Source organism: Chryseobacterium jejuense (genome assembly GCF_017877355.1).
Taxonomy (GTDB): domain Bacteria; phylum Bacteroidota; class Bacteroidia; order Flavobacteriales; family Weeksellaceae; genus Chryseobacterium; species Chryseobacterium jejuense_A.
Genome location: NZ_JAGIPR010000007.1, coordinates 74599 through 93591, shown reverse-complemented (window position 1 = coordinate 93591; position 18993 = coordinate 74599). Strand labels below are relative to the sequence as shown.

Annotated in this window: 17 protein-coding genes and 1 other RNA gene; 6 read left to right on the top strand and 12 right to left on the bottom strand. The window is 35.1% G+C overall.

Translation table 11 applies throughout. The annotated features are described in order from the left end of the window. Positions 1–37: 37 nt before the first annotated feature. The 4 genes from J2772_RS15495 to J2772_RS15480 form a co-directional block, all read right to left on the bottom strand. A complete protein-coding gene (locus tag J2772_RS15495; protein ID WP_089737542.1) occupies positions 38–928 on the bottom strand; it encodes a ribokinase in 891 nt (296 codons plus the stop codon). A 65-nt stretch (positions 929–993) separates the two neighbouring features. Next, positions 994–1629, bottom strand: coding sequence for a DUF4241 domain-containing protein (locus tag J2772_RS15490; protein WP_209918233.1), 636 nt, complete (start codon positions 1627–1629; stop codon positions 994–996). A gap of 159 nt (positions 1630–1788) precedes the next feature. Continuing rightward, positions 1789–2001, bottom strand: a complete 213-nt coding sequence (locus tag J2772_RS24350) for a GIY-YIG nuclease family protein (RefSeq protein ID WP_317194512.1) — start codon at positions 1999–2001, stop codon at positions 1789–1791. 94 nt (positions 2002–2095) lie between these two features. Further along, positions 2096–4711 (bottom strand): valine--tRNA ligase, encoded by a 2616-nt coding sequence (locus J2772_RS15480; RefSeq protein ID WP_209918232.1) that lies wholly within the window; start codon positions 4709–4711, stop codon positions 2096–2098. A 128-nt stretch (positions 4712–4839) separates the two neighbouring features. On the opposite strand from J2772_RS15480, the gene J2772_RS15475 reads away from it, so the two are divergent. Continuing rightward, positions 4840–5304 carry a DUF1573 domain-containing protein gene (locus J2772_RS15475; protein WP_209918224.1) on the top strand — a complete coding sequence of 155 codons (465 nt, stop codon included), beginning with the start codon at positions 4840–4842 and terminating at the stop codon, positions 5302–5304. A gap of 320 nt (positions 5305–5624) precedes the next feature. Continuing rightward, a complete protein-coding gene (locus J2772_RS15470; RefSeq protein WP_209918222.1) occupies positions 5625–6494 on the top strand; it encodes a polyphosphate kinase 2 family protein in 870 nt (289 codons plus the stop codon). 8 nt (positions 6495–6502) lie between these two features. On the opposite strand, the gene J2772_RS15465 is transcribed toward J2772_RS15470, so the two are convergent. The 4 genes from J2772_RS15465 to rnpB all read right to left on the bottom strand — a co-directional run bounded on the left by J2772_RS15465 (position 6503) and on the right by rnpB (position 8731). Further along, positions 6503–7093 carry a glycine-rich domain-containing protein gene (locus J2772_RS15465; RefSeq protein ID WP_209918221.1) on the bottom strand — a complete coding sequence of 197 codons (591 nt, stop codon included), beginning with the start codon at positions 7091–7093 and terminating at the stop codon, positions 6503–6505. A gap of 47 nt (positions 7094–7140) precedes the next feature. Next, positions 7141–7668, bottom strand: coding sequence for a hypothetical protein (locus J2772_RS15460; protein WP_209918219.1), 528 nt, complete (start codon positions 7666–7668; stop codon positions 7141–7143). 33 nt (positions 7669–7701) lie between these two features. Further along, entirely contained in the window at positions 7702–8232 is a 531-nt protein-coding gene (locus J2772_RS15455; protein ID WP_209918217.1) for a hypothetical protein, read from the bottom strand. A 175-nt stretch (positions 8233–8407) separates the two neighbouring features. After that, positions 8408–8731: RNase P RNA component class A (rnpB, locus tag J2772_RS15450), an RNA gene on the bottom strand. Between the two features lie 165 nt (positions 8732–8896). Here rnpB and J2772_RS15445 point away from each other — a divergent pair. The 3 genes from J2772_RS15445 to J2772_RS15435 are packed head-to-tail and all read left to right on the top strand — an operon-like array spanning position 8897 to position 11735. After that, the gene (locus J2772_RS15445) at positions 8897–9388 is read left to right on the top strand and encodes an RNA polymerase sigma factor (protein ID WP_045500386.1); all 492 of its coding nucleotides are present in this window, start codon (positions 8897–8899) and stop codon (positions 9386–9388) included. After that, a complete protein-coding gene (locus tag J2772_RS15440) occupies positions 9381–10055 on the top strand; it encodes a beta-carotene 15,15'-monooxygenase (protein WP_209918216.1) in 675 nt (224 codons plus the stop codon). Before J2772_RS15445 ends, J2772_RS15440 begins: the two co-directional genes overlap by 8 nt. A gap of 60 nt (positions 10056–10115) precedes the next feature. Then, positions 10116–11735 (top strand): AMP-binding protein, encoded by a 1620-nt coding sequence (locus J2772_RS15435; RefSeq protein WP_209918214.1) that lies wholly within the window; start codon positions 10116–10118, stop codon positions 11733–11735. Between the two features lie 297 nt (positions 11736–12032). On the opposite strand, the gene rpoN is transcribed toward J2772_RS15435, so the two are convergent. After that, complete coding sequence (gene rpoN, locus J2772_RS15430) at positions 12033–13496, bottom strand: RNA polymerase factor sigma-54 (RefSeq protein WP_209918213.1); 1464 nt, start codon at positions 13494–13496, stop codon at positions 12033–12035. A 160-nt stretch (positions 13497–13656) separates the two neighbouring features. Next, positions 13657–15105, bottom strand: coding sequence for an asparagine--tRNA ligase (gene asnS / locus J2772_RS15425; protein WP_209918211.1), 1449 nt, complete (start codon positions 15103–15105; stop codon positions 13657–13659). Positions 15106–15354: 249 nt separating this feature from the next. Here asnS and J2772_RS15420 point away from each other — a divergent pair, with 249 nt between their 5' ends. Beyond that, positions 15355–17550, top strand: a complete 2196-nt coding sequence (locus J2772_RS15420; protein WP_209918209.1) for a prolyl oligopeptidase family serine peptidase — start codon at positions 15355–15357, stop codon at positions 17548–17550. Between the two features lie 132 nt (positions 17551–17682). Here J2772_RS15420 and J2772_RS15415 read toward each other — a convergent pair whose 3' ends face one another. Together J2772_RS15415 and J2772_RS15410 are read right to left on the bottom strand one after the other, a co-directional pair. Then, a complete protein-coding gene (locus J2772_RS15415; protein ID WP_209918208.1) occupies positions 17683–18282 on the bottom strand; it encodes a CDP-alcohol phosphatidyltransferase family protein in 600 nt (199 codons plus the stop codon). An 11-nt stretch (positions 18283–18293) separates the two neighbouring features. Continuing rightward, positions 18294–18956, bottom strand: a complete 663-nt coding sequence (locus tag J2772_RS15410; RefSeq protein ID WP_209918206.1) for an LA_2272 family surface repeat-containing protein — start codon at positions 18954–18956, stop codon at positions 18294–18296. Positions 18957–18993 lie beyond the last annotated feature (37 nt).

Here is an 18993-nt window from a genome sequence, read left to right as displayed (position 1 = left end):
TGTTTAGTTTTAAACTTTCGATATGCCGTAAATAGCTTTAAGAAAAGAAATCTGACATTCTTGGTAAACCAGTCTGTGACCCTTTATTTCCTGAAACCCGTGATGAAACCTCATTTCCAAACTTCACACAGTCTTCAACAGAGTTCCCATGACAAAGGGCAATCGCAAATCCAGAAGTAAATGCATCTCCCATTCCCATCTTATAAACGGTCTTCTCTTTATTCTTTCTGTAATACTTCATTTCTGTACCATCAAAATAAATGGTAGAATTGGTATCGTCCCTTACAAACACTTTGTTAAAGTATTTTTTAAGAACCTCTTCTCTTTTTTCTTCTCCAAAAATGATGAACAACTCATTACTTTTGGCAACAATAAAGTCTACCTCCTCCAGAATTGCATCATTTACTCTCATAGCAGGAGAAGCATATAGGCCTACTTTTTTACCATATTTTTTTGCTTTTCTTACGGTATATTCTACAACATCCATAGAAACCTCAAGCTGTACGAGGATTAGGTCTGAAGTATGAAAATAGCGGTCCGCTTCGTCAATATGAGAGACACTCAGATATTTATTCGCTGCAGGTACTACCACAATAGCGGCATTTCCCTCAGAGGTCGTCACATAAGCTGTTCCTGTTGACTCTTTATCTGTTTCATGTACAAAGCCTACATTTACATTTTCGCCTACCAGATTTCTCATGATTTGCTGCCCCAGGGGATCCATTCCAACACAACCTATAAAATAAACACTGGCACCTAATCTTGCAGTTCCTACTGCCTGGTTGGCTCCCTTCCCGCCAAAATAGCTCTCTGAGTTAACAGCCAGAACGGTTTCGTTAGGCGAGGGAAGTTTATCGGTTTCCAAAACAAGATCTATTGAGGAGCTCCCTACAACGATAATTTTTGGTTGTTCTGATGAGAAATTCATTGTGTTTGATATTAGTTTAAAAATTATAACAGACTAAATTCCGTGCCAAAAATAACTAATTTTACCTAACTTATTTCAATAAATTCTGTAATAATCTTCACTGGTGATTGATTTTTATCATAAGCAATATAGCTGGCATAAAAACCTTCCCCATATCCGGTCTCAAAAGCAAATATAGTCCCAGGATGAGCTTCTGAAGGCTTTAAAAATGCATATTGATCTATCGCACCGTTTTCATCGAAGAAATACTCATGGAAAAACTCTTCATAGATTCCCATGAAGTCTCCGCCTTTATTGTGATAAAGCTTCTGTTCCAATTCATTAAGACTGTTTTGGGTATCCACATCCATGAAACAGCCCATACCGCTTTCTACCGGATATCCGAAAACTTCTCCTTCTGTCAGTTCTTTAATATTCTGTCCCGAAGTAGTTGCCAGCTTCCAGTCTTTAATTTCCGCAGTATTAAAAATAATTTCTGCATAGGCTACACAATTGCTGTCTCTTTCCTTATGCAATATCACAGAAAATTCTCCTTTTGGGAATTCTGTAGAAAAAGAAAGCATATCATTGGTGATTAAGGGATCACAAGCTACCAGCTTTCCACTGGATAGATAAATCTTCCCTACTTCAAAACTTTCTAACAAGGGACTTTCTACAAAGTCCTTCGAAAATAGTTTTTTTATGTTTTCTATATGTTTCATTTTATTGTATTACTTATTCTTAGTGTCAGGCTGAGCGGAGTCGAAGCCTTTTTGATCATTCTTATTAAAATAATCAGAATGACTTTTATTTTGACAAACAGATAATTCTTTTAGTTTATCCCAATTATCATTTATAATAGCCTCCTTCTTCTTTCTACTCTAACCTTTTACTTGTTTTTCAAACGCTATCGCTTGAATAATGTCATTAAATACATAAAAGAAGACTAGTTCAACCGGTCTTCTTTTATAGGTATAACTTTCAGGAAATTTACCTGATTGATGTTGAGCCAATCTAACTTCAATATCATTGGTAACTCCTGTATAATAGGAGTTATCGGAACATCTTAAAATATATACGAAATACTGTTTCATCTCATTTTAAAAAGGCTTCGTGAACATTCGTTCGCAGATTTTTCATCTGTGCTCAGCCTGATATTCCAACAACTTCTTTCATTATTGGGTTTATTTACAAACTTTTCAGCTTCTCTTCCAAGATCGCAATCTTGTCAAGAGCATCTTTTTGCTTCTTACGCTCTACCTCTACAACTTCAGGTTTAGCATTAGCAACAAATTTTTCGTTAGAAAGCTTTTTATCTACTGAAATCAAGAATCCTTTAAGATACTTTAATTCTTCTTCAGTTTTAGCTTTTTCTTCTCCTAGATCTAAGTTTTCACTTAAAGGAATAGAAACTTCCGTTGCCCCTACAAGGAATGTAAAGCTTGGCTTATCTGTTTTCTGTCCGAAATGAATTTCAGAAACATTTGCCAGTTTTCTTACTACTGCTTCATTAGCAAATTCAGTAGCATTGGTATATATTTCGGCGGCTTCTCTTGGTGAAACCCCTTTTGTCTGACGGTAATTTCTTACTCCAGAGATCAATTCTGCTGCAGTCTCAAAGTTTTTAATGATCGTCTCATCAAACGCACCAGCTTCTTTCTGCTGAGCAACCACTAAAGCTTCTTCAATATTTCTTTCAGAAATCGTCTGCCATAACTCTTCTGTTAAGAAAGGCATGAACGGGTGAAGTAACTTCATTAGTTCTCCAAAGAAATATATTGTTTTGTTATACACTTCTTTAGAAATACCTTCTCCATAGTTAGGCTTGATCGCTTCAAGATACCACCCACAAAAATCGTCCCAAATTAATTTATAGATCAAATGCAGGGCATCAGAAATTCTGAATTTTTCAAACTGATCGTTGATCTCAACAATGGTTTTATTCAATCTATTTTCAAACCATTCGATAGCCTGATTATCTGTAGCAATAGCCGGCTTGTCTTCATGATTCCACATATTGATTAAACGGAAGGCATTCCAGATCTTCGTCATGAAGTTTCTTCCCTGAAGCATCAAGTCTTCATCAAAAAGCAGGTCATTTCCTGCTGCAGAACTCAATAGAATACCTACACGAACACCATCAGCTCCATATTTATCCATTAACTCAAGCGGATCCGGAGAGTTTCCTAAAGATTTTGACATCTTTCTTCTCTGCTTGTCTCTTACGATTCCTGTGAAATAAACATTTTTGAATGGAACTTCTTTTCTGTATTCCAATCCTGCCATAATCATTCTGGCTACCCAGAAGAAAATAATATCCGGACCTGTAACCAAGTCAGAAGTTGGATAGTAATAGTTGATATCTTTATTTTCTGGATCAAGCAATCCATCAAATACAGACATCGGCCATAACCATGAGGAGAACCAGGTATCTAGTGCATCATCATCTTGTCTAAGACCTTCTATTGTTAATTCCTGATTTCCTGTTTTTTGTTTTGCTAATATTAAAGCTTCTTCTTTAGTTTCAGCTACTACAAAATCTTCATCTCCTGCACCGTAATAGTATGCTGGAATCTGCTGTCCCCACCAAAGCTGACGGGAAATATTCCAGTCACGGATGTTTTCCATCCAGTATTTGTAAGTATTTTTAAATTTATCCGGATAGAATTTAACTTCGTCATCCATTACTACATCCAATGCTGGTTTAGCAATTTCAGACATTTTAAGGAACCACTGTACTGAAACTTTAGGTTCAATAACAGCCCCAGTTCTTTCGGATGTTCCTACTTTATTTACATAATCTTCTGCTTTTAGTAAAAGATCTTTTTCTTCTAATTCTTTTGCGATCTGCTTTCTTACATCAAATCTATTTTGTCCCGCATAGTGGAGACCGTGCTCGTTAAGATTTCCATCATCATCCAATGCATCAATCATTTTCAATTGATGTTTCTTACCGATCTCGTAGTCATTGGTATCGTGCGCAGGAGTGATTTTTAAAGCACCTGTTCCAAACTCGATGTCAACATATTCATCTTCGATAATAGGAATTACTCTATTAACGATGGGTACGATTACATTTTTACCTTTTAAATGAGCATATCTTTCATCATTAGGATTGATACATACAGCAGTATCTCCAAAAATAGTTTCAGGACGTGTAGTAGCAACTGAAAGGAATTCTTCTGAACCTTCAATCTTATATTTAAGGAAATATAATTTTCCGTTCTGCTCTTTAAAAATCACCTCTTCATCTGAAATATTGGTCTTCGCTTCCGGATCCCAGTTTACCATTCTGTATCCTCTGTAGATCAATCCTTTGTTATAAAGATCTACAAAGCTTTTGATAACCTGTTGTGAAAGCTTATCTTCTAATGTAAATCGGGTTCTGTCCCAATCACATGAACATCCTAATTTTTTAAGCTGCTCAAGGATTGTTCCTCCATATTTATTGGTCCATTCCCAAGCGTGCTCAAGGAATTGTTCACGGGTAATATCGGACTTGTTGATTCCTTCAGACTTCAGTTTAGCAACAACTTTAGCTTCGGTAGCAATGGAAGCGTGATCTGTTCCCGGAATCCAACAAGCGTTAAACCCGCGCATTCTTGCACGACGGACCAGAACATCTTGAATGGTATTGTTCAACATATGTCCCATGTGTAATATCCCAGTCACGTTTGGCGGCGGAATGACCACGGTATATGGTGGTTTGTCATTAGGTTCTGAGTGGAAATATTTGTTTTCCAACCAGTAATTGTACCATTTCTGTTCTGTTTCCTGTGGATTGTACTTTTCTGAAATCTGCATAAATTCTATTTCTTTGGCTTGCAATTTGCAAAAATAGTCTAAAGAAAAAAATTTTTAAGCATGAATTAAAATAATTTTTAACTTTGTTTCACAAAATTTATCTAACAAACATATTAACATTCAAGAATATGAAGAAATTAATCGCAGGAATTGCATTATTCGGAACATTTGCTCTTGCATCTGCACAAACAATTACGTTTGATAAAACCACTTTCGACTATGGTAACATTAAGCCTAGTTCTGATGGTACAAGATTCTTTACAGTAACAAACACTGGTGATAAGCCTTTGATCATTTCAAATGTAAAACCATCTTGTGGATGTACAACACCAGAATTTAGCCAGGATCCGATCATGCCAGGAAAATCTGCTAAGATCAAAGTTGGATACAACACAGCTCTTACAGGAGGGTTCAACAAAATGATTGAGGTTTTCTCTAACGACCCTGCTAACAGCAGAAGCGTAATCTACATCAAAGGAAACGTAGATGCTAGTGCTCCTGAAGCAAAAGTGTTAACTCCTGCAGAACAGAAAGAAGCCGTTAAAGCGGAGAAAAAAGCTGCAAAAGTTGCTAAAAAAGCTACTGCGAAGTAATTCTCTACTTAAAAATAAAGGAACCGTCTCTATTGAGGCGGTTTTTTTATTATATTTATAGTAATAGACACGCAGGATATTAGAGGATGAAAATTACATTCATACATCTATTTTTTAGGTTTTTGGCTAAAGCCTTTATTTGATCGGCCGGGCTTCCTTCGTAAACCCTCAGTTTATGCTCAGGATTATAGCCCACCCCTATTGATGTTGATATCCGGATGGATAACAGTTGTTTAGCGACAATATCTTTTATCTTTTATCTTTTATCTTTTATCTTTTATCTTTTATCTTTTATCTTTTATCTTTAAATAAAAAAATATATGGACACCAATTTCTCAGATGACTTTAGGGTAAATGGAAAATTCTCAATTAATAAAGCTTCCACATCATATAAAGGAAAGCTTACCAAAGAAGAAGGCACACAATTATTAATCCAGGAAAAAGAAAAGCTTCGTGAACTGCAGGAAAAGCTTTATGCTGATGGAAGTCAATCCCTTCTGGTTGTACTTCAGGCCATGGATGCTGCAGGAAAAGACAGTATGATAGAACATGTTTTTGGAGGGGTAAATCCTCAAGGCTGTAATGTAACCAGCTTTAAAACTCCAAGCTCAAAGGAATATTCACATGATTTTCTCTGGCGACACTATCTGGCTTTGCCTCAGAAAGGAATGATCGGAATTTTTAACCGCTCCCATTATGAAAGTGTTTTAGTCTGCAAAGTACACCCTGAATATAATTTAAGTGAAAAAACATGGTCTTCTGTAAAAGATTTCGACAATAAATTCTGGGAGAACCGCTACGAAAGCATCAGAAACTTCGAAAAGCATCTTGCCCAGAACGGAACTACAATCATCAAAATCTTTCTGAATGTTTCTAAGGATGAACAAAAGGAAAGACTTTTGGACAGAATCAACGAACAGGAAAAAAACTGGAAGTTTTCTGCTGGAGACCTTCCGGAAAGAGCCCTATTCGATCAATATATGGAAGCTTACGAAACGGCAATCAACGAAACTTCAAAGGATCATGCGCCATGGTATGTACTTCCTGCAGACAATAAGTGGTTTGCCAGAACGGCAGCCATTCAGATTATTATAGATACCCTGGAGAAAATGAATCTTAAGTATCCCCACCTTTCAGAAAAAGATAAAGAAGATCTGCAGCAGGCTAAAAAACAATTATTAGAAGAGTAACAAAAAATTTATTGGTAAACCGATTTACCATGAATATATTTAAAGACTTTTGAATGCAAATCTTCAAAGGTCTTTTTCCATGTGAACTGTCTGATGGTTTTCACCTTATTTTTACTTTCAGGCAATAAGAAGAGTTCAATTTCTTTTGGAATCCGCCAGAAAGATTCAGGCGGATTTTGTCTGAAAACATTGATGTAAAGCTTCAATGTTTCCAGATACCAATCCTGATGCTTATTATAATCATTAATTCCACCTACATTCGGAAAATGATGCAATTCTCTTTCCAGAATTTTCGGACAGAATTCTTTCCAATATTCAGTAGTATAGAGTAAATGCAGATGCCAAACTTTATCTACAGCTATGGAAGGAGATGCTCCATTTTTAGAAATACAGCATAAATAGACAAACTTTTTATACTCTTCAATGGCAAGCAAGCAGAACCTTCTCGTCCAGCCTTCAGTATGAGCCAATTTTCGGGTAAAAGGAATGATGACTTCATCCTGATCGATCTGGTAATCTGAAATCCTTTTCCACAAAGGACTTTGGAGATAATCTAGCTGGGTATCATCTAATAAAACGGAGATAAATTCAGGTTTCATGAGGTTAAAAATCTTAATTGATTATTGCTTTTTAAACGAGTATTCAATCAACCACCACATCCACAGGATGGAGGGGTATAATAGGTATACATCTCTTTTTTATAATGATGTTTGAGTAGATTTTCAAAATCTTCTCTCGTTATTTGCTTGTAAACATCTGTATCTGATAGGTTCAACTGAAAGTCTTTTTCAGGATGTGGATCTACGGTCACTGAAAGTATTGAATCTATAATCTGAATCTCAGAGATTTCTTTCCAGATCAATTGTCTTTCTGCCCTATGATTAAAAATTCCTTTTGAGCTGATAGTTAATATTTTTACAGGCTCTTCAACCGGTTTCATCCGTTCAGCAATGCAGCTAATCAAGATTTTTACTGAAGCATAAAGAAAAAAAGATATAAATAAAAGAACAACAATGGAGATTAAAATTTTAAACGGATTTTGGTTGGTAAACACAAGGAAAATCGTTGCACAAAAGGCTGCCAATAAACCAACTGAGGATATCATAAAAAGTATAATTGTAGAATACCCTGCCTTTTCCTGTCGTGATTTATATAAAGTAATTTCTGATTCCATTTTAATTCATTTTATCTGTATATACTCTTAAAATTAACAACCACATCCACAGGATGATGGAGTATTGTAAATATAGACTTCTTTTTTATAATGATATTTCAGTAGCTTTTCAAAACGGTCCTGTGTCATTTGTTTCTGGAGATCTGTTGTGGACAGGTTCAGTTTAAAATCTTTTTTAGGGTTGAAATCCACAGTTACAGAAAGCACAGAATCTATAATCTGTATTTCAGAAATATTCTCCCATTCAATTTCTTTATTTTCAGGGTAATAATTCATTCCTTCTCTCGAAATGTTTAAAACAGGATAAATGACAGGACGTTCTCTTTGTTTTCTTACGAGATAAAGAAAATACTTTACCACTTTATAGTTTAAAAACATAAATCCAATCAACAGAATCTTGTTAAGAATTTTTATAACGATCTCATTTGTTATCCCATAGAAAAGATAGGTCAAACATTGATCAATTCCCCAAAATAAGCCATATATGAACGCCACATACATTAGGATAACAATAAAACCTGGTTTTGCTTCTGGAATAGACTGTAAAATGTATTCTGTTTTCATCTCAATTTCTTTATACCAAATTTGAGATAACAAAAGAATACGAAAGTCGTTGATAAGTCTTGTTTAGTTTTCTAAAAGTCTTATATTAGAATTATAAATACATAATGTTTTGTTTTACAAATAAATACAAAACTGATTTTAAGAATAAAAATCCGAAGAAAAATGTATTGTAAAAATCACGAGAAAATCTATAAGCCGGATTTTGTACTTCCGAAGAAGCGCCTGTTATTTATCTACGTGGTACATTGCTGCAACACTTGAGCTGATTACCCCTCGGTTTTCAGGACGAGCCGCCCCTATTTCCATTACTGAAAAGAACCGATATACTTACCATTGCACCGCAAAGAGTTTACCTGGTTTCACTACAGCCGAACTGTACTTGCTTTCTGTTGCACTTGTCCTACCCTCACGGGTGACGGATGTTATCCGCTTTGCTGCTCTGTGGTGTCCGGACTTTCCTACCTCCCGTAAACGGGAAATCAACAAGCCGATTTTCTCGCGGATGCAAAGATACATAAATTTCACGGGAAAAGGAGGAATTGAAGTATTTACAAATTCGCTTAATCATCTTTATTTTCTCAACGTTCCGTACTCAATTGCTATTCACTATAATTATTCTTCCCCAATTACCACATTATTATTATCTTCGTGCCATTATACATCTATGGATTCCAGAGAAAAAGAATTTGCGCAGCTCATCAAAGATAATCAGGGCCTGATTATTAAAGTATCGCGCTTATATACCAATTCACTGGAAGATGAAGAGGATCTTTTTCAGGAGATTGTATTGCAACTCTGGAGAAGTTATGACTCTTTCAAAGGAAATTCCAAGATTTCAACATGGATGTATCGTGTAGCGCTTAATACAGCCATTACCCTCTTTAGAAAAAAAAGCAAAAGCCTTCCTACGAATGAACTGGACATCAACCACAAAGATTTTGTGGAAGATGATGATGAAAAACAACAACAGATTTCGCTTTTGTATACGGTAATCAAGACTCTTCCTAATATAGAAAGAGCCATTGTCATGATGTATCTTGACGATCTGCCTTACAAGGACATTGCAGAAAACCTCGGAATCACTGAAGTTAATGCACGCGTGAAAATGAACAGATTAAAGAAAACCCTTAAAGAACAGATGGAAAAATATGCCTGAATTTGATCTAGATAGCTTTAAAAAGACATGGCAGGAACAACCTGTAGCACCGAAATATGACAACAGCAAGATTCTTCAAATGCTGAATAGAAAATCACGTAATTATGTAAAATATATTTTCTGGATCAGTGTTTTTGAATTCCTGTTCTTTTCTCTTTTGGGCTTATTCTATTTCTTTCAGGATAATGAGTCCGACGGTTTCCGTAAAATATTGGAAAAACTAGGCACTCATGAAGCCCCTGAAGTGGAAAACAACTTCAGTCATTTCTATTTAGCTATTAAAATTCTGAGCGTATTAATTACAGCTTATTTTGTTCTGAAATTCTATCAGAATTACCGTAAAATAAAAATTGAAGAAAATCTAAAAGGTCTTATTACCAGAATTATCAGTTTCAAAAAAACAGTCAATGCTTTCATCCTGATTAGTATTGTATTACTGCTTGCATTTACTTTTGTATTGGTTGCTTTTATATTTTATACCTTAAATTCTCAAAATATACAACCTTCCGGTTCTGACCTTACCGTTATTATTGTTGCCATTAGCATCAGTACTTTGTTAGCCATATCTATGATCTGGGTGTATTACAGATTGGTGTATGGAAGTATCATCAAAAAACTTGATAAAAATCTGGAGCAACTTAAAGAGATAGATTCTCAGGAAAATTAGCATTCATAGGCTATAGTTCAAGATATTATTGTTAATTTTATTTCACCAAATCTTTTTACTATGCCTTTATCATATGTTTATGGAGCATCTGAGGTTCCATTATTAGGACAGACTATTGGAGCAAATCTTAAAAGTACTGTCGAAAAATTCCCTAATCAAGAAGCACTTATTTGTGTTCATCAAGGTTATAGAGCTACTTATCAAGAATTTTACAATCAAACAACCGCTGTTGCCAAAGCCCTGATATTTTTAGGCGCAAAAAGTGGTGACAGAATAGGAATATGGGCTTCCAACCGTTATGAATGGGTACTTCTGCAATATGCCACTGCCAGAATCGGAACCATTTTGGTGAACATCAATCCCGCTTACAGAACCCATGAACTTACGTATGTACTGAACCAGTCTGAAATTCGTTTTATTTTTTCTTCCTTAAGCTTTAAAACCAGCAACTACAAAGAAATGGTTGAATATGCCAAGGAAGTTTGTCCTACTTTAGAGCACGAAATTTTCTTCGATGATAGCTGGGAAGACTTTGTAAACAACGGCCAGGAAATTTCTGATGAAGTTCTCCATAGTTTTGAAGAACATGTACAGTTTGATGATCCTGTCAATATTCAATATACCTCAGGAACCACAGGGTTTCCCAAAGGAGTTACTCTTTCCCACCATAATATTTTAAATAACGGATACTTTATTGGTATCCGGTTAAAGTATACGGAAAAAGACCGCGTATGTATTCCTGTTCCTTTTTATCACTGCTTTGGAATGGTGATTGGAAATATATGCTGTACCGCTCACGGTGCCTGCATGGTAATTCCTAATGACAGTTTTGATCCCGATATTACGTTGAAAGCGGTTTCGGATGAAAAATGTACATCTCTTTATGGTGTTCCTACCATGTTTATTGCTGAACTTGCCGTAAAAGATTTTGATTCTTATGATTTTTCAAGTTTAAGAACCGGTGTAATGGCAGGCTCGGTATGTCCACCGGAAATTATGAAAAAAGTGGAAAACCTCATGAATATTAAAGAAATGAGTATCTGTTATGGAATGACGGAAACTTCTCCGGTATCTACACAAACTTTAATTGGAACTCCATTGGAGAAACAGGTCAGTACAGTAGGAACCATTCAGGATCACCTTGAAATAAAAATCATTGATGAAAATGGAAAAATTCTGAAACGTGGTGAACACGGTGAGCTTTGTACAAGAGGCTACTCTGTAATGCTGAAATACTGGAATGATCCCGAAAACACAAAAAAAGTACTGGACGATGCCCGCTGGATGCATACCGGCGATATGGCAGTAATGGATAAAGATGGATATATTACCATTTCCGGAAGAATTAAAGACCTTATCATCCGAGGTGGAGAAAATATCTCACCTAAAGAAATTGAAGACTTCTTATACACTTATACCCATATTCTGGATGTTCAGATCATTGGGGTTCCGAGTGAAAAATTTGGAGAAGAAGTTATGGCTTGGGTGAAAGTAAGAAAAGGATTTACTATTACCGAGCAGGAGTTATTAGACTATTGTAAAGGAAGAATTGCCCATTATAAAGTTCCGAAATATTGGAAGTTTGTGGATGAATTTCCAATGACCATTTCCGGGAAAATAAGAAAGGTGGAAATGCGGGAAATCTCTATGAAAGAATTGGGATTGGAAAGTAAAGCTTAGATTCTTGCTGAAAGTTTTAACCACAAAGTCTCAAAGTTTTTGAACATTAAGCTATTTTAAGTTACTGCTAACCGTTTGAAAAGTTCACTTAAGCACTTGAAAATCTATTATATATTAATACTATAATGAATATTACAATTGAAGAACTGGATATTCTCCCCATCGGAAGGGGGAGAAAATTCAAAGAATTTTTGACGGGGTGGTTCCACAATCTATCACCAATAGACAACAAGATCATCCCTTTACCATTATAAAAATAAAAAGCATTTCAGTTTTGAAATGCTTTTTATTATATTTTTAAAGTTCTTTTCTTAATCTTGCAACAGGAATATTGAGCTGTTCTCGATATTTTGCAATCGTTCTTCTAGCAATATTATAGCCCTGCTCTTTTAAAATCACTACTAGAGCATCATCTGTTAGAGGTTTTCTCTTATTCTCTTTACTGATGACTTCCTGAAGGTGGGTTTTGATCTCTTTAGTAGAAACTTCTTCCCCATCATCATTGGTTAAACTATCTGAGAACAGGTCCTTAAGATAAACAATACCGTTTGATGTATCTGCGTATTTGCTTTTTACCACTCTGGAAATGGTAGAAATATCAAATCCTGTAATGTCTGCCACATCTTTTAGGATCATTGGCTTCAGAGATTTCTCATCACCTGTAATGAAATAATCTTTCTGAAACTTAACAATAGCTGTAATGGTCTGCAGCAAAGTATTCTGACGCTGATTAATAGCATCAATATACCATTTGGCAGCATCCAGTTTCTGCTTGATAAACAAAGCAGCCTGCTTATGTTCAGAAGAGTTTTTATCGTGTGAATAAGTAGTAAGAATATCTTTATATTCTTCAGAAACTCTTAATGTAGGCGCATTTTTGCTATTAAGCATAGGAATAACCAACCCATCCTTCACCTGAATTACAAAATCCGGGATAATTTCCTGGTTGATGGTAATGGTTTGGGTATCGAAGTTTCCTCCAACTTTTGGTGACAGTTTTGAAATTTCATCCAAAGCATCTTTCAGGTCCTCTTCCTCAATATCGTATTTCTGAATGATCTTATTATAATGCTTATTGGTTAAGGCATCAAACTGATGTCTCAGAATACTGGCTGCTAAAGAAACGGCTTTATCAGAGCTCACTTTTTTTTCAATCTGCAATAATAAACACTCCTGAAGTCCTCTGGCTCCCACTCCGGGTGGATCCAGTTTCTGAACATAATTTTCAAGGATATCATCTACTTTTTCCTTAGTAGTATAAATTCCCTGTGAGAAGGCAAGATCATCTACAATAGATTTGATCTCTCTTCTCAGATATCCGTCTGTATCAAGGTTACCGATCAGGTATTCTGCAATCTTCAGATCTTCTTCACTGATATTAATCAGGTGAATCTGTTCCGTCAAATAATCATATAATGACTGTCCTTCGGTTAAAAGGCTTTCATTGTCAAATTCTTCATCATCCGGAGAGTAGTTACTGGATGCGGTTTTATAGCTAGGCTCGTCGTCGTAAAGATATTCGTTAACGTCGAAGTCTGTTTCAATGCTTTCTGTACCCTCATCCTGATAAGCATCTTCCAGAGAAGAAAAATCATCTTCCTTAGAATCCTCCTTTACAATTTCCAAAGCAGGGTTTTCTTCTAGCTCTCTCTCCAACTCCTCTTCAAATTCAAGAGTATGAAGCTGAATAAGCTTCATCAACTGGATCTGCTGAGGGGCCAGCTTCTGTCCTAATTTGAGTTGTAAGTGTTGTTTAAGCATATTAATATTGGCGTTTTAACATAACATATTCTACGAATTTAATAAATTTATTTGATAAAAAATACATTTAGCATGATTTTTGCTTTATACTTTTTACATAATAAACTATTGAAGAATAAAAAAAGCCTTATCTTAATGATGAAGGCTTTTTTTTATGATTCTAGAATTCAGCGCTTTTCGGCGTTCTTGGGAAAGGAATTACGTCTCTGATGTTCGTCATTCCTGTTACAAAAAGAACTAATCTTTCTAACCCTAAACCGAAACCTGCATGCGGTACAGAACCGAATTTTCTGGTATCTAAATACCACCAAAGTTCGTGTTCATCTACATGCATTTCTTCCATTTTCTGTTTTAAAACGTCTAATCTCGCTTCTCTTTCAGATCCACCGATGATTTCACCGATACCTGGGAAAAGGACATCCATTGCTGCAACCGTTTTGTTGTCTTCGTTCAGCTTCATATAGAAAGCTTTAATTTCTTTCGGATAATCGAACAGTACAACCGGGCACTCAAAGTGTTTTTCAACCAGATATCTTTCATGTTCAGACTGAAGATCTGCTCCCCATTTTTCAACAGGATAAACAAATTTTCCTTTCTTGTTTTCTTTTGAATTTAATAAAATCTCAATAGCTTCTGTATAGCTTACACGTTTAAAACGCTTAGCTATTACATTCTGAAGTTTTTCGATAAGACCTTCTTTTGCTCTTTCTTTTTCCGGTTTTGACTTTTGTTCTTCTTCAAAACGCTTGTCTAAGAACTCAAGATCGTCTTTACAGTTATCCAATACATACTGGATTACATATTTTAAGAAATCTTCTGCAAGATCGATATTATCTTCAAGGTTGTTGAAAGCAACTTCTGGCTCAATCATCCAGAATTCCGCAAGGTGTCTTGTAGTGTTTGAGTTCTCTGCGCGGAAAGTAGGTCCGAATGTATAAATTCTTCCTAATCCCATAGCAGCAGTTTCTCCTTCAAGCTGTCCTGAAACCGTAAGGTTGGTTTTCTTACCAAAGAAATCCTGAGCAAAATCAATGTCTCCCTCTTCAGTTCTTGGCATATTATTCAGATCGAAGTTGGTTACCCCAAACATTTCTCCTGCTCCTTCAGCATCAGCACCTGTAATAACCGGAGTGTTGATATAAAAGAACTGGTTTTGGTTGAAGAATGAGTGAATTGCAAAACTTACTGCGTGACGTACTCTGAAAACAGCTCCAAACAAGTTGGTTCTGAATCTTAAGTGTGCCTGCTCACGAAGCTTCTCCAAACTGTGTTTCTTAGGTTGAAGAATCGTACTTTGAAGTTCTTCTGTGAAGTTATCTCCTAAAATAATGATCTTTTTAGCAACAATTTCTACAGATTGTCCCACTCCCTGGCTTTCCACTACTTCACCTACTACTTTAAGAGAAGAAGCCGTGCTAATATTCTTGATGAGTTCTTCATCAAAATTTTCGAAATCAACAACTATCTGCAAATTATTAATCGTAGAACCATCATTAAGTGCAATAAAGCGATTAGCACGGAATGATCTTACCCATCCGTAAACTGTAATGTCATGATGTAATACTTTCTTGTAATCCTTTAGGATTTCTTTGATCGTTTGCTTTTTCATTTGTTGATAATAAATTTTCGTATAAAAATTAATGGTCGCAAAGTTACAAAAAAACGGCGCAAGTTGATGATTGCGCCCTCTTTAAAAATCATTTATCAATTATTTCAAGTTTCAACTAGGAAAAATCACACTTACAAACTGTCATCTTCTCCTCTTTTTACATAAAATTATCTGAAAAAAATTATCTTTGAAAAGCTATAAATTATAAATAACAGGAAGTTCCAAGATCTAAAATTAAATAGTCTTTACATGCAATACAAAATATTTATCGTTACTATTTTTTCAGCCTTAACCCTGAATGCTCAATCTAATAATTTGGCACCTTCAATCCCTGTTACGGATCATTCTTTTGGAATAAAAATACTTGATGAGTACAGAAATTTAGAAAACCTGCTAGATCCTAAGGTTGCCCATTGGATGAAATCTCAATCTGATTTCGCTGTTTCTGTATTCAATTCAATCCCTAATAAAAACTATTATTTAGATAAAAGATTAGAGTTTGACAAAAGAGAAGGATACTCTATATATGATTTAAAAATAACCGAAAATGACAAATATTTTTATTTAAAACGGAATGTAGGAGAAAGAACTGCAAAAGCGTATTATCGGGATGGCTTTGGTGGTAAAGAAATCCTGCTTTATGATCCTGCTAATTTTATTTCATCAAAAAAACTGGCTGGTATTTCTAAAAACAATTTTGTAATTAACCTTATAAGCCCTAGTTGGGATGGGAGTAAAGTTGCAATTTCATTAACCCAAGGAGGTAAAGAATTATCAGAGGTCATTATAATGGATGTGGACAAAAAAAATATTTATCCACAAACAATTATCAATACCAACCCAGCCAGCATTGGTGGTATTAAATGGCTTGATGATAATAACGGTTTCTTCTATACCTATTATCCTGTTGTAGATTTACAATCAAAAGATTTCAGAAAAAACACTCAGGCTATGCTTTATAAAATAGGAGAAGATCCTAAAATATTACGTGATATTTTTTCTGGCACCCATAATCCTGATTTAAACATTAGCCCAACGGAATATCCTGCTATATTGGTTTTCAATCCTGAAGATCAGTATTACACTGGAATTTTAGTAGATGCGGAACGTTTCAGAAAAACATTTTATATTGATAAAAAGGATTTACTACAGGAAAAAAAAGATTGGAAGCTCTTATATGATAAAGATGCTAAGGCATTTTCAATAAGATCATCAGGCAATGACATCTATTTTTTATCAGGATATAATTCTCCCAATTATAAATTGTGTAAAACCAATTTTACCACTAGAAACTTTAAAGATCCTGAAATACTTGTTCCTGCAAAAAAGGATGAAGTAATCAATCAATATACTCTTACAAAAGATGGTATTTATTATGTAACCACCAAAAATGGTGTTGAAGCTAAATTATATTTATATCAAAATGGAAAAGAAATTCCGATTAAACTCCCTTATATTTCAGGCAATATAGAGTTGCAGTCAAAAGGGAAAGATCATTCAGACCTATGGGTCAATTGTTCAGGATGGGCCAATGATGAGCAGCGTTTTAAATATGACGTCTCCACCAATACCTTTAAGCAGGAAAATATTACACCCATTATAGAATTCCCAGAGTTTGAAGATATTATTGTTGAAGAAGTTTCTATAAAATCCTATGATGGGACAGAGGTACCATTGTCTATAATTTACAATAAAAACATTAATAAAAATGGGAAAAACCCTTTATTCATAGACTGTTATGGTGCATTTGGAGAGTCTTCAAAACCTTTCTTTGCTAAAAGTTATCTATTATGGGCAAACCAGGGAGGAATTGTTGCTATTCCTCATGTAAGAGGTGGAGGAGAAAAAGGATATCAGTGGCACGTAGAGGGACAGAAAGATAAGAAACCTAATACCTGGAAAGATTTAATTGCCAGTGCTGAATATTTAGTTGATAAAAAATTTACTTCTCCTGAAAAAATGGCAATTTGGGGCGCGAGTGCCGGAGGTATCGCCATAGGAAGAGCAATGACAGAAAGACCAGAATTATTTAAAGCTGCTGTAATAGAATCAGGTGTGCTTAACACTACCCGATTTGAGAACAATGGTATTCAGGCAACCAGCAGCAAAGAATATGGAAACCCAAATGATTCGATAGAATTCAAGGGATTATTGGCTATGGATTCTTATCAACACATCAAAAAGGGGAAAAAATATCCTGCTACTTTAGTTTGTGCCGGAGTTAATGATCCAAGAGTCTCTCCGTGGCAATCGACTAAATTTGCAGCTAAATTATTAGCAGACAATTTTTCCAAAAATCCCGTACTGTTAAATATTGATTATGAAGGAGGTCATGGCGGTGATATTCCTGTAGCTCAGAGATATGCTAACTTATCCAATATCTTTGCATTTATGCTTTGGCAGCTGGGACATCCAAACTATCAACCTAACAAACCGAAAAAGTAAAGCTTTTGCTCTACTTATCTATTTTGAATATTACATTATTTTAGAAAGATAATAAGAATAGGTTCTAATAAAGAGAGTGCAATCTGATGATTGCGCTCTCTTTAAAAAATCATTTATCAATTATTTAATGCTTTAATTAAAGAAAATAGTCTTTTTTCTCTGCTTTCCGTTCCTGATTTTCAGAGCATGATAACAGCTTGGAACATCGTATTGCCATTGAGGAAGAAATACAATAATCAGGATAACATCAATATGAGAAACCAATCCCAGGATCACAGCCAGATCAAAAGTCCAATCTGCTTCCTGAAAACCGATCAAATAGGTAAAGGCCAACAAAAGACTCAATCCCCACATTTTTGCTAAAAAGGCATGTGTACAAGTTTCTTTTCCGAATTTCCAGATACTAACAATATAGCACAATGCTTCCATAATGAAGATCAGCAAAATACTTTTCCATTCATTAATAATCAGATCCGGATTCAGGAAATAAGAAGCAAATCCCAGAGATAACCAGAAGACAAGATCGGTCTGACTGTCCATTCGTCTTAATTTTTCTGAAGAAATACCAGTGTTACGGGCAATAATTCCATCAAAAATATCGGTAAACAGTCCAAAATACATCAGAATCAGAATATATTTTCGAGCTGCTTCTCCTACATAATATCCCAGATACAGAATGATAAAGGCTGTAATAAAGCGGGACAAAATCAATAGATAAGGTATATTTTTCATGACTATTATTTTTAAAAATTAATGAGGGGTAAACTTCTTTTATCATTTTTGTTCCATATTCCAATTTGAAGTCCTTTGATTTTTTTAGATCTGTTAAGAATACCTATTTGGACTCCTTTCATTTCATTTGAATAATTACTAAGGCCTATCTGCAACCCCTCTGTTTTTTCTGAAGTATTAAAGGCTGATGCACTTAACCCTTTCATTGTGGCTATGTCATTTCCTATTATCGAAATTAAAATTCCATTCCCTTGGTCTAGAGAATTACTCCAGCCCGCTACTGAAACTCCGCTTACTTTTTTCCCATAATTATAAAGGGAAACGGATAATCCGTGATGAATTACTTTTTTTCCATATCCTGCACCAGAAACTGTAAGCCCGTTTACAATAAGAAGTGTCCCATCGTCTCTTTGTTTAGCCGGATCAGCAAACATCCAAATGAGAATACCTAAAGGATTAGGTTCAAGATTTAAACCATTAATTTTCTGGGTTTGTCCAGCATGATTATCTAATAAACTTCCCCCAAATCCTATGGCAATTCCATTTACTTCTTTTACTTTTCCACTCAAAGGTGTCAGTGAAACAATTTTACTTTTTACAGCAGTAAGAGAGTCCTGCCCATATATTGCCTCTTGTAATAAAAAGAAGCAGATAACTAAAATCTTTGTTTTCATAATTTATTATTTTAAAATTACTATTCAAAAATATCTG

Coding starts and splice junctions, on each gene's coding strand:
- J2772_RS15415 (WP_209918208.1), bottom strand. CDS start 18,282: ATGAAAAATATACCTTATCTATTGATTTTGTCCCGCTTTATTACAGCC.
- J2772_RS15435 (WP_209918214.1), top strand. CDS start 10,116: ATGCCTTTATCATATGTTTATGGAGCATCTGAGGTTCCATTATTAGGA.
- J2772_RS15455 (WP_209918217.1), bottom strand. CDS start 8,232: ATGAAAACAGAATACATTTTACAGTCTATTCCAGAAGCAAAACCAGGT.
- J2772_RS15420 (WP_209918209.1), top strand. CDS start 15,355: ATGCAATACAAAATATTTATCGTTACTATTTTTTCAGCCTTAACCCTG.
- J2772_RS15410 (WP_209918206.1), bottom strand. CDS start 18,956: ATGAAAACAAAGATTTTAGTTATCTGCTTCTTTTTATTACAAGAGGCA.
- asnS (WP_209918211.1), bottom strand. CDS start 15,105: ATGAAAAAGCAAACGATCAAAGAAATCCTAAAGGATTACAAGAAAGTA.
- J2772_RS15490 (WP_209918233.1), bottom strand. CDS start 1,629: ATGAAACATATAGAAAACATAAAAAAACTATTTTCGAAGGACTTTGTA.
- J2772_RS24350 (WP_317194512.1), bottom strand. CDS start 2,001: ATGAAACAGTATTTCGTATATATTTTAAGATGTTCCGATAACTCCTAT.
- J2772_RS15475 (WP_209918224.1), top strand. CDS start 4,840: ATGAAGAAATTAATCGCAGGAATTGCATTATTCGGAACATTTGCTCTT.
- J2772_RS15495 (WP_089737542.1), bottom strand. CDS start 928: ATGAATTTCTCATCAGAACAACCAAAAATTATCGTTGTAGGGAGCTCC.
- J2772_RS15465 (WP_209918221.1), bottom strand. CDS start 7,093: ATGAAACCTGAATTTATCTCCGTTTTATTAGATGATACCCAGCTAGAT.
- J2772_RS15445 (WP_045500386.1), top strand. CDS start 8,897: ATGGATTCCAGAGAAAAAGAATTTGCGCAGCTCATCAAAGATAATCAG.
- J2772_RS15440 (WP_209918216.1), top strand. CDS start 9,381: ATGCCTGAATTTGATCTAGATAGCTTTAAAAAGACATGGCAGGAACAA.
- J2772_RS15460 (WP_209918219.1), bottom strand. CDS start 7,668: ATGGAATCAGAAATTACTTTATATAAATCACGACAGGAAAAGGCAGGG.
- J2772_RS15470 (WP_209918222.1), top strand. CDS start 5,625: ATGGACACCAATTTCTCAGATGACTTTAGGGTAAATGGAAAATTCTCA.
- J2772_RS15480 (WP_209918232.1), bottom strand. CDS start 4,711: ATGCAGATTTCAGAAAAGTACAATCCACAGGAAACAGAACAGAAATGG.
- rpoN (WP_209918213.1), bottom strand. CDS start 13,496: ATGCTTAAACAACACTTACAACTCAAATTAGGACAGAAGCTGGCCCCT.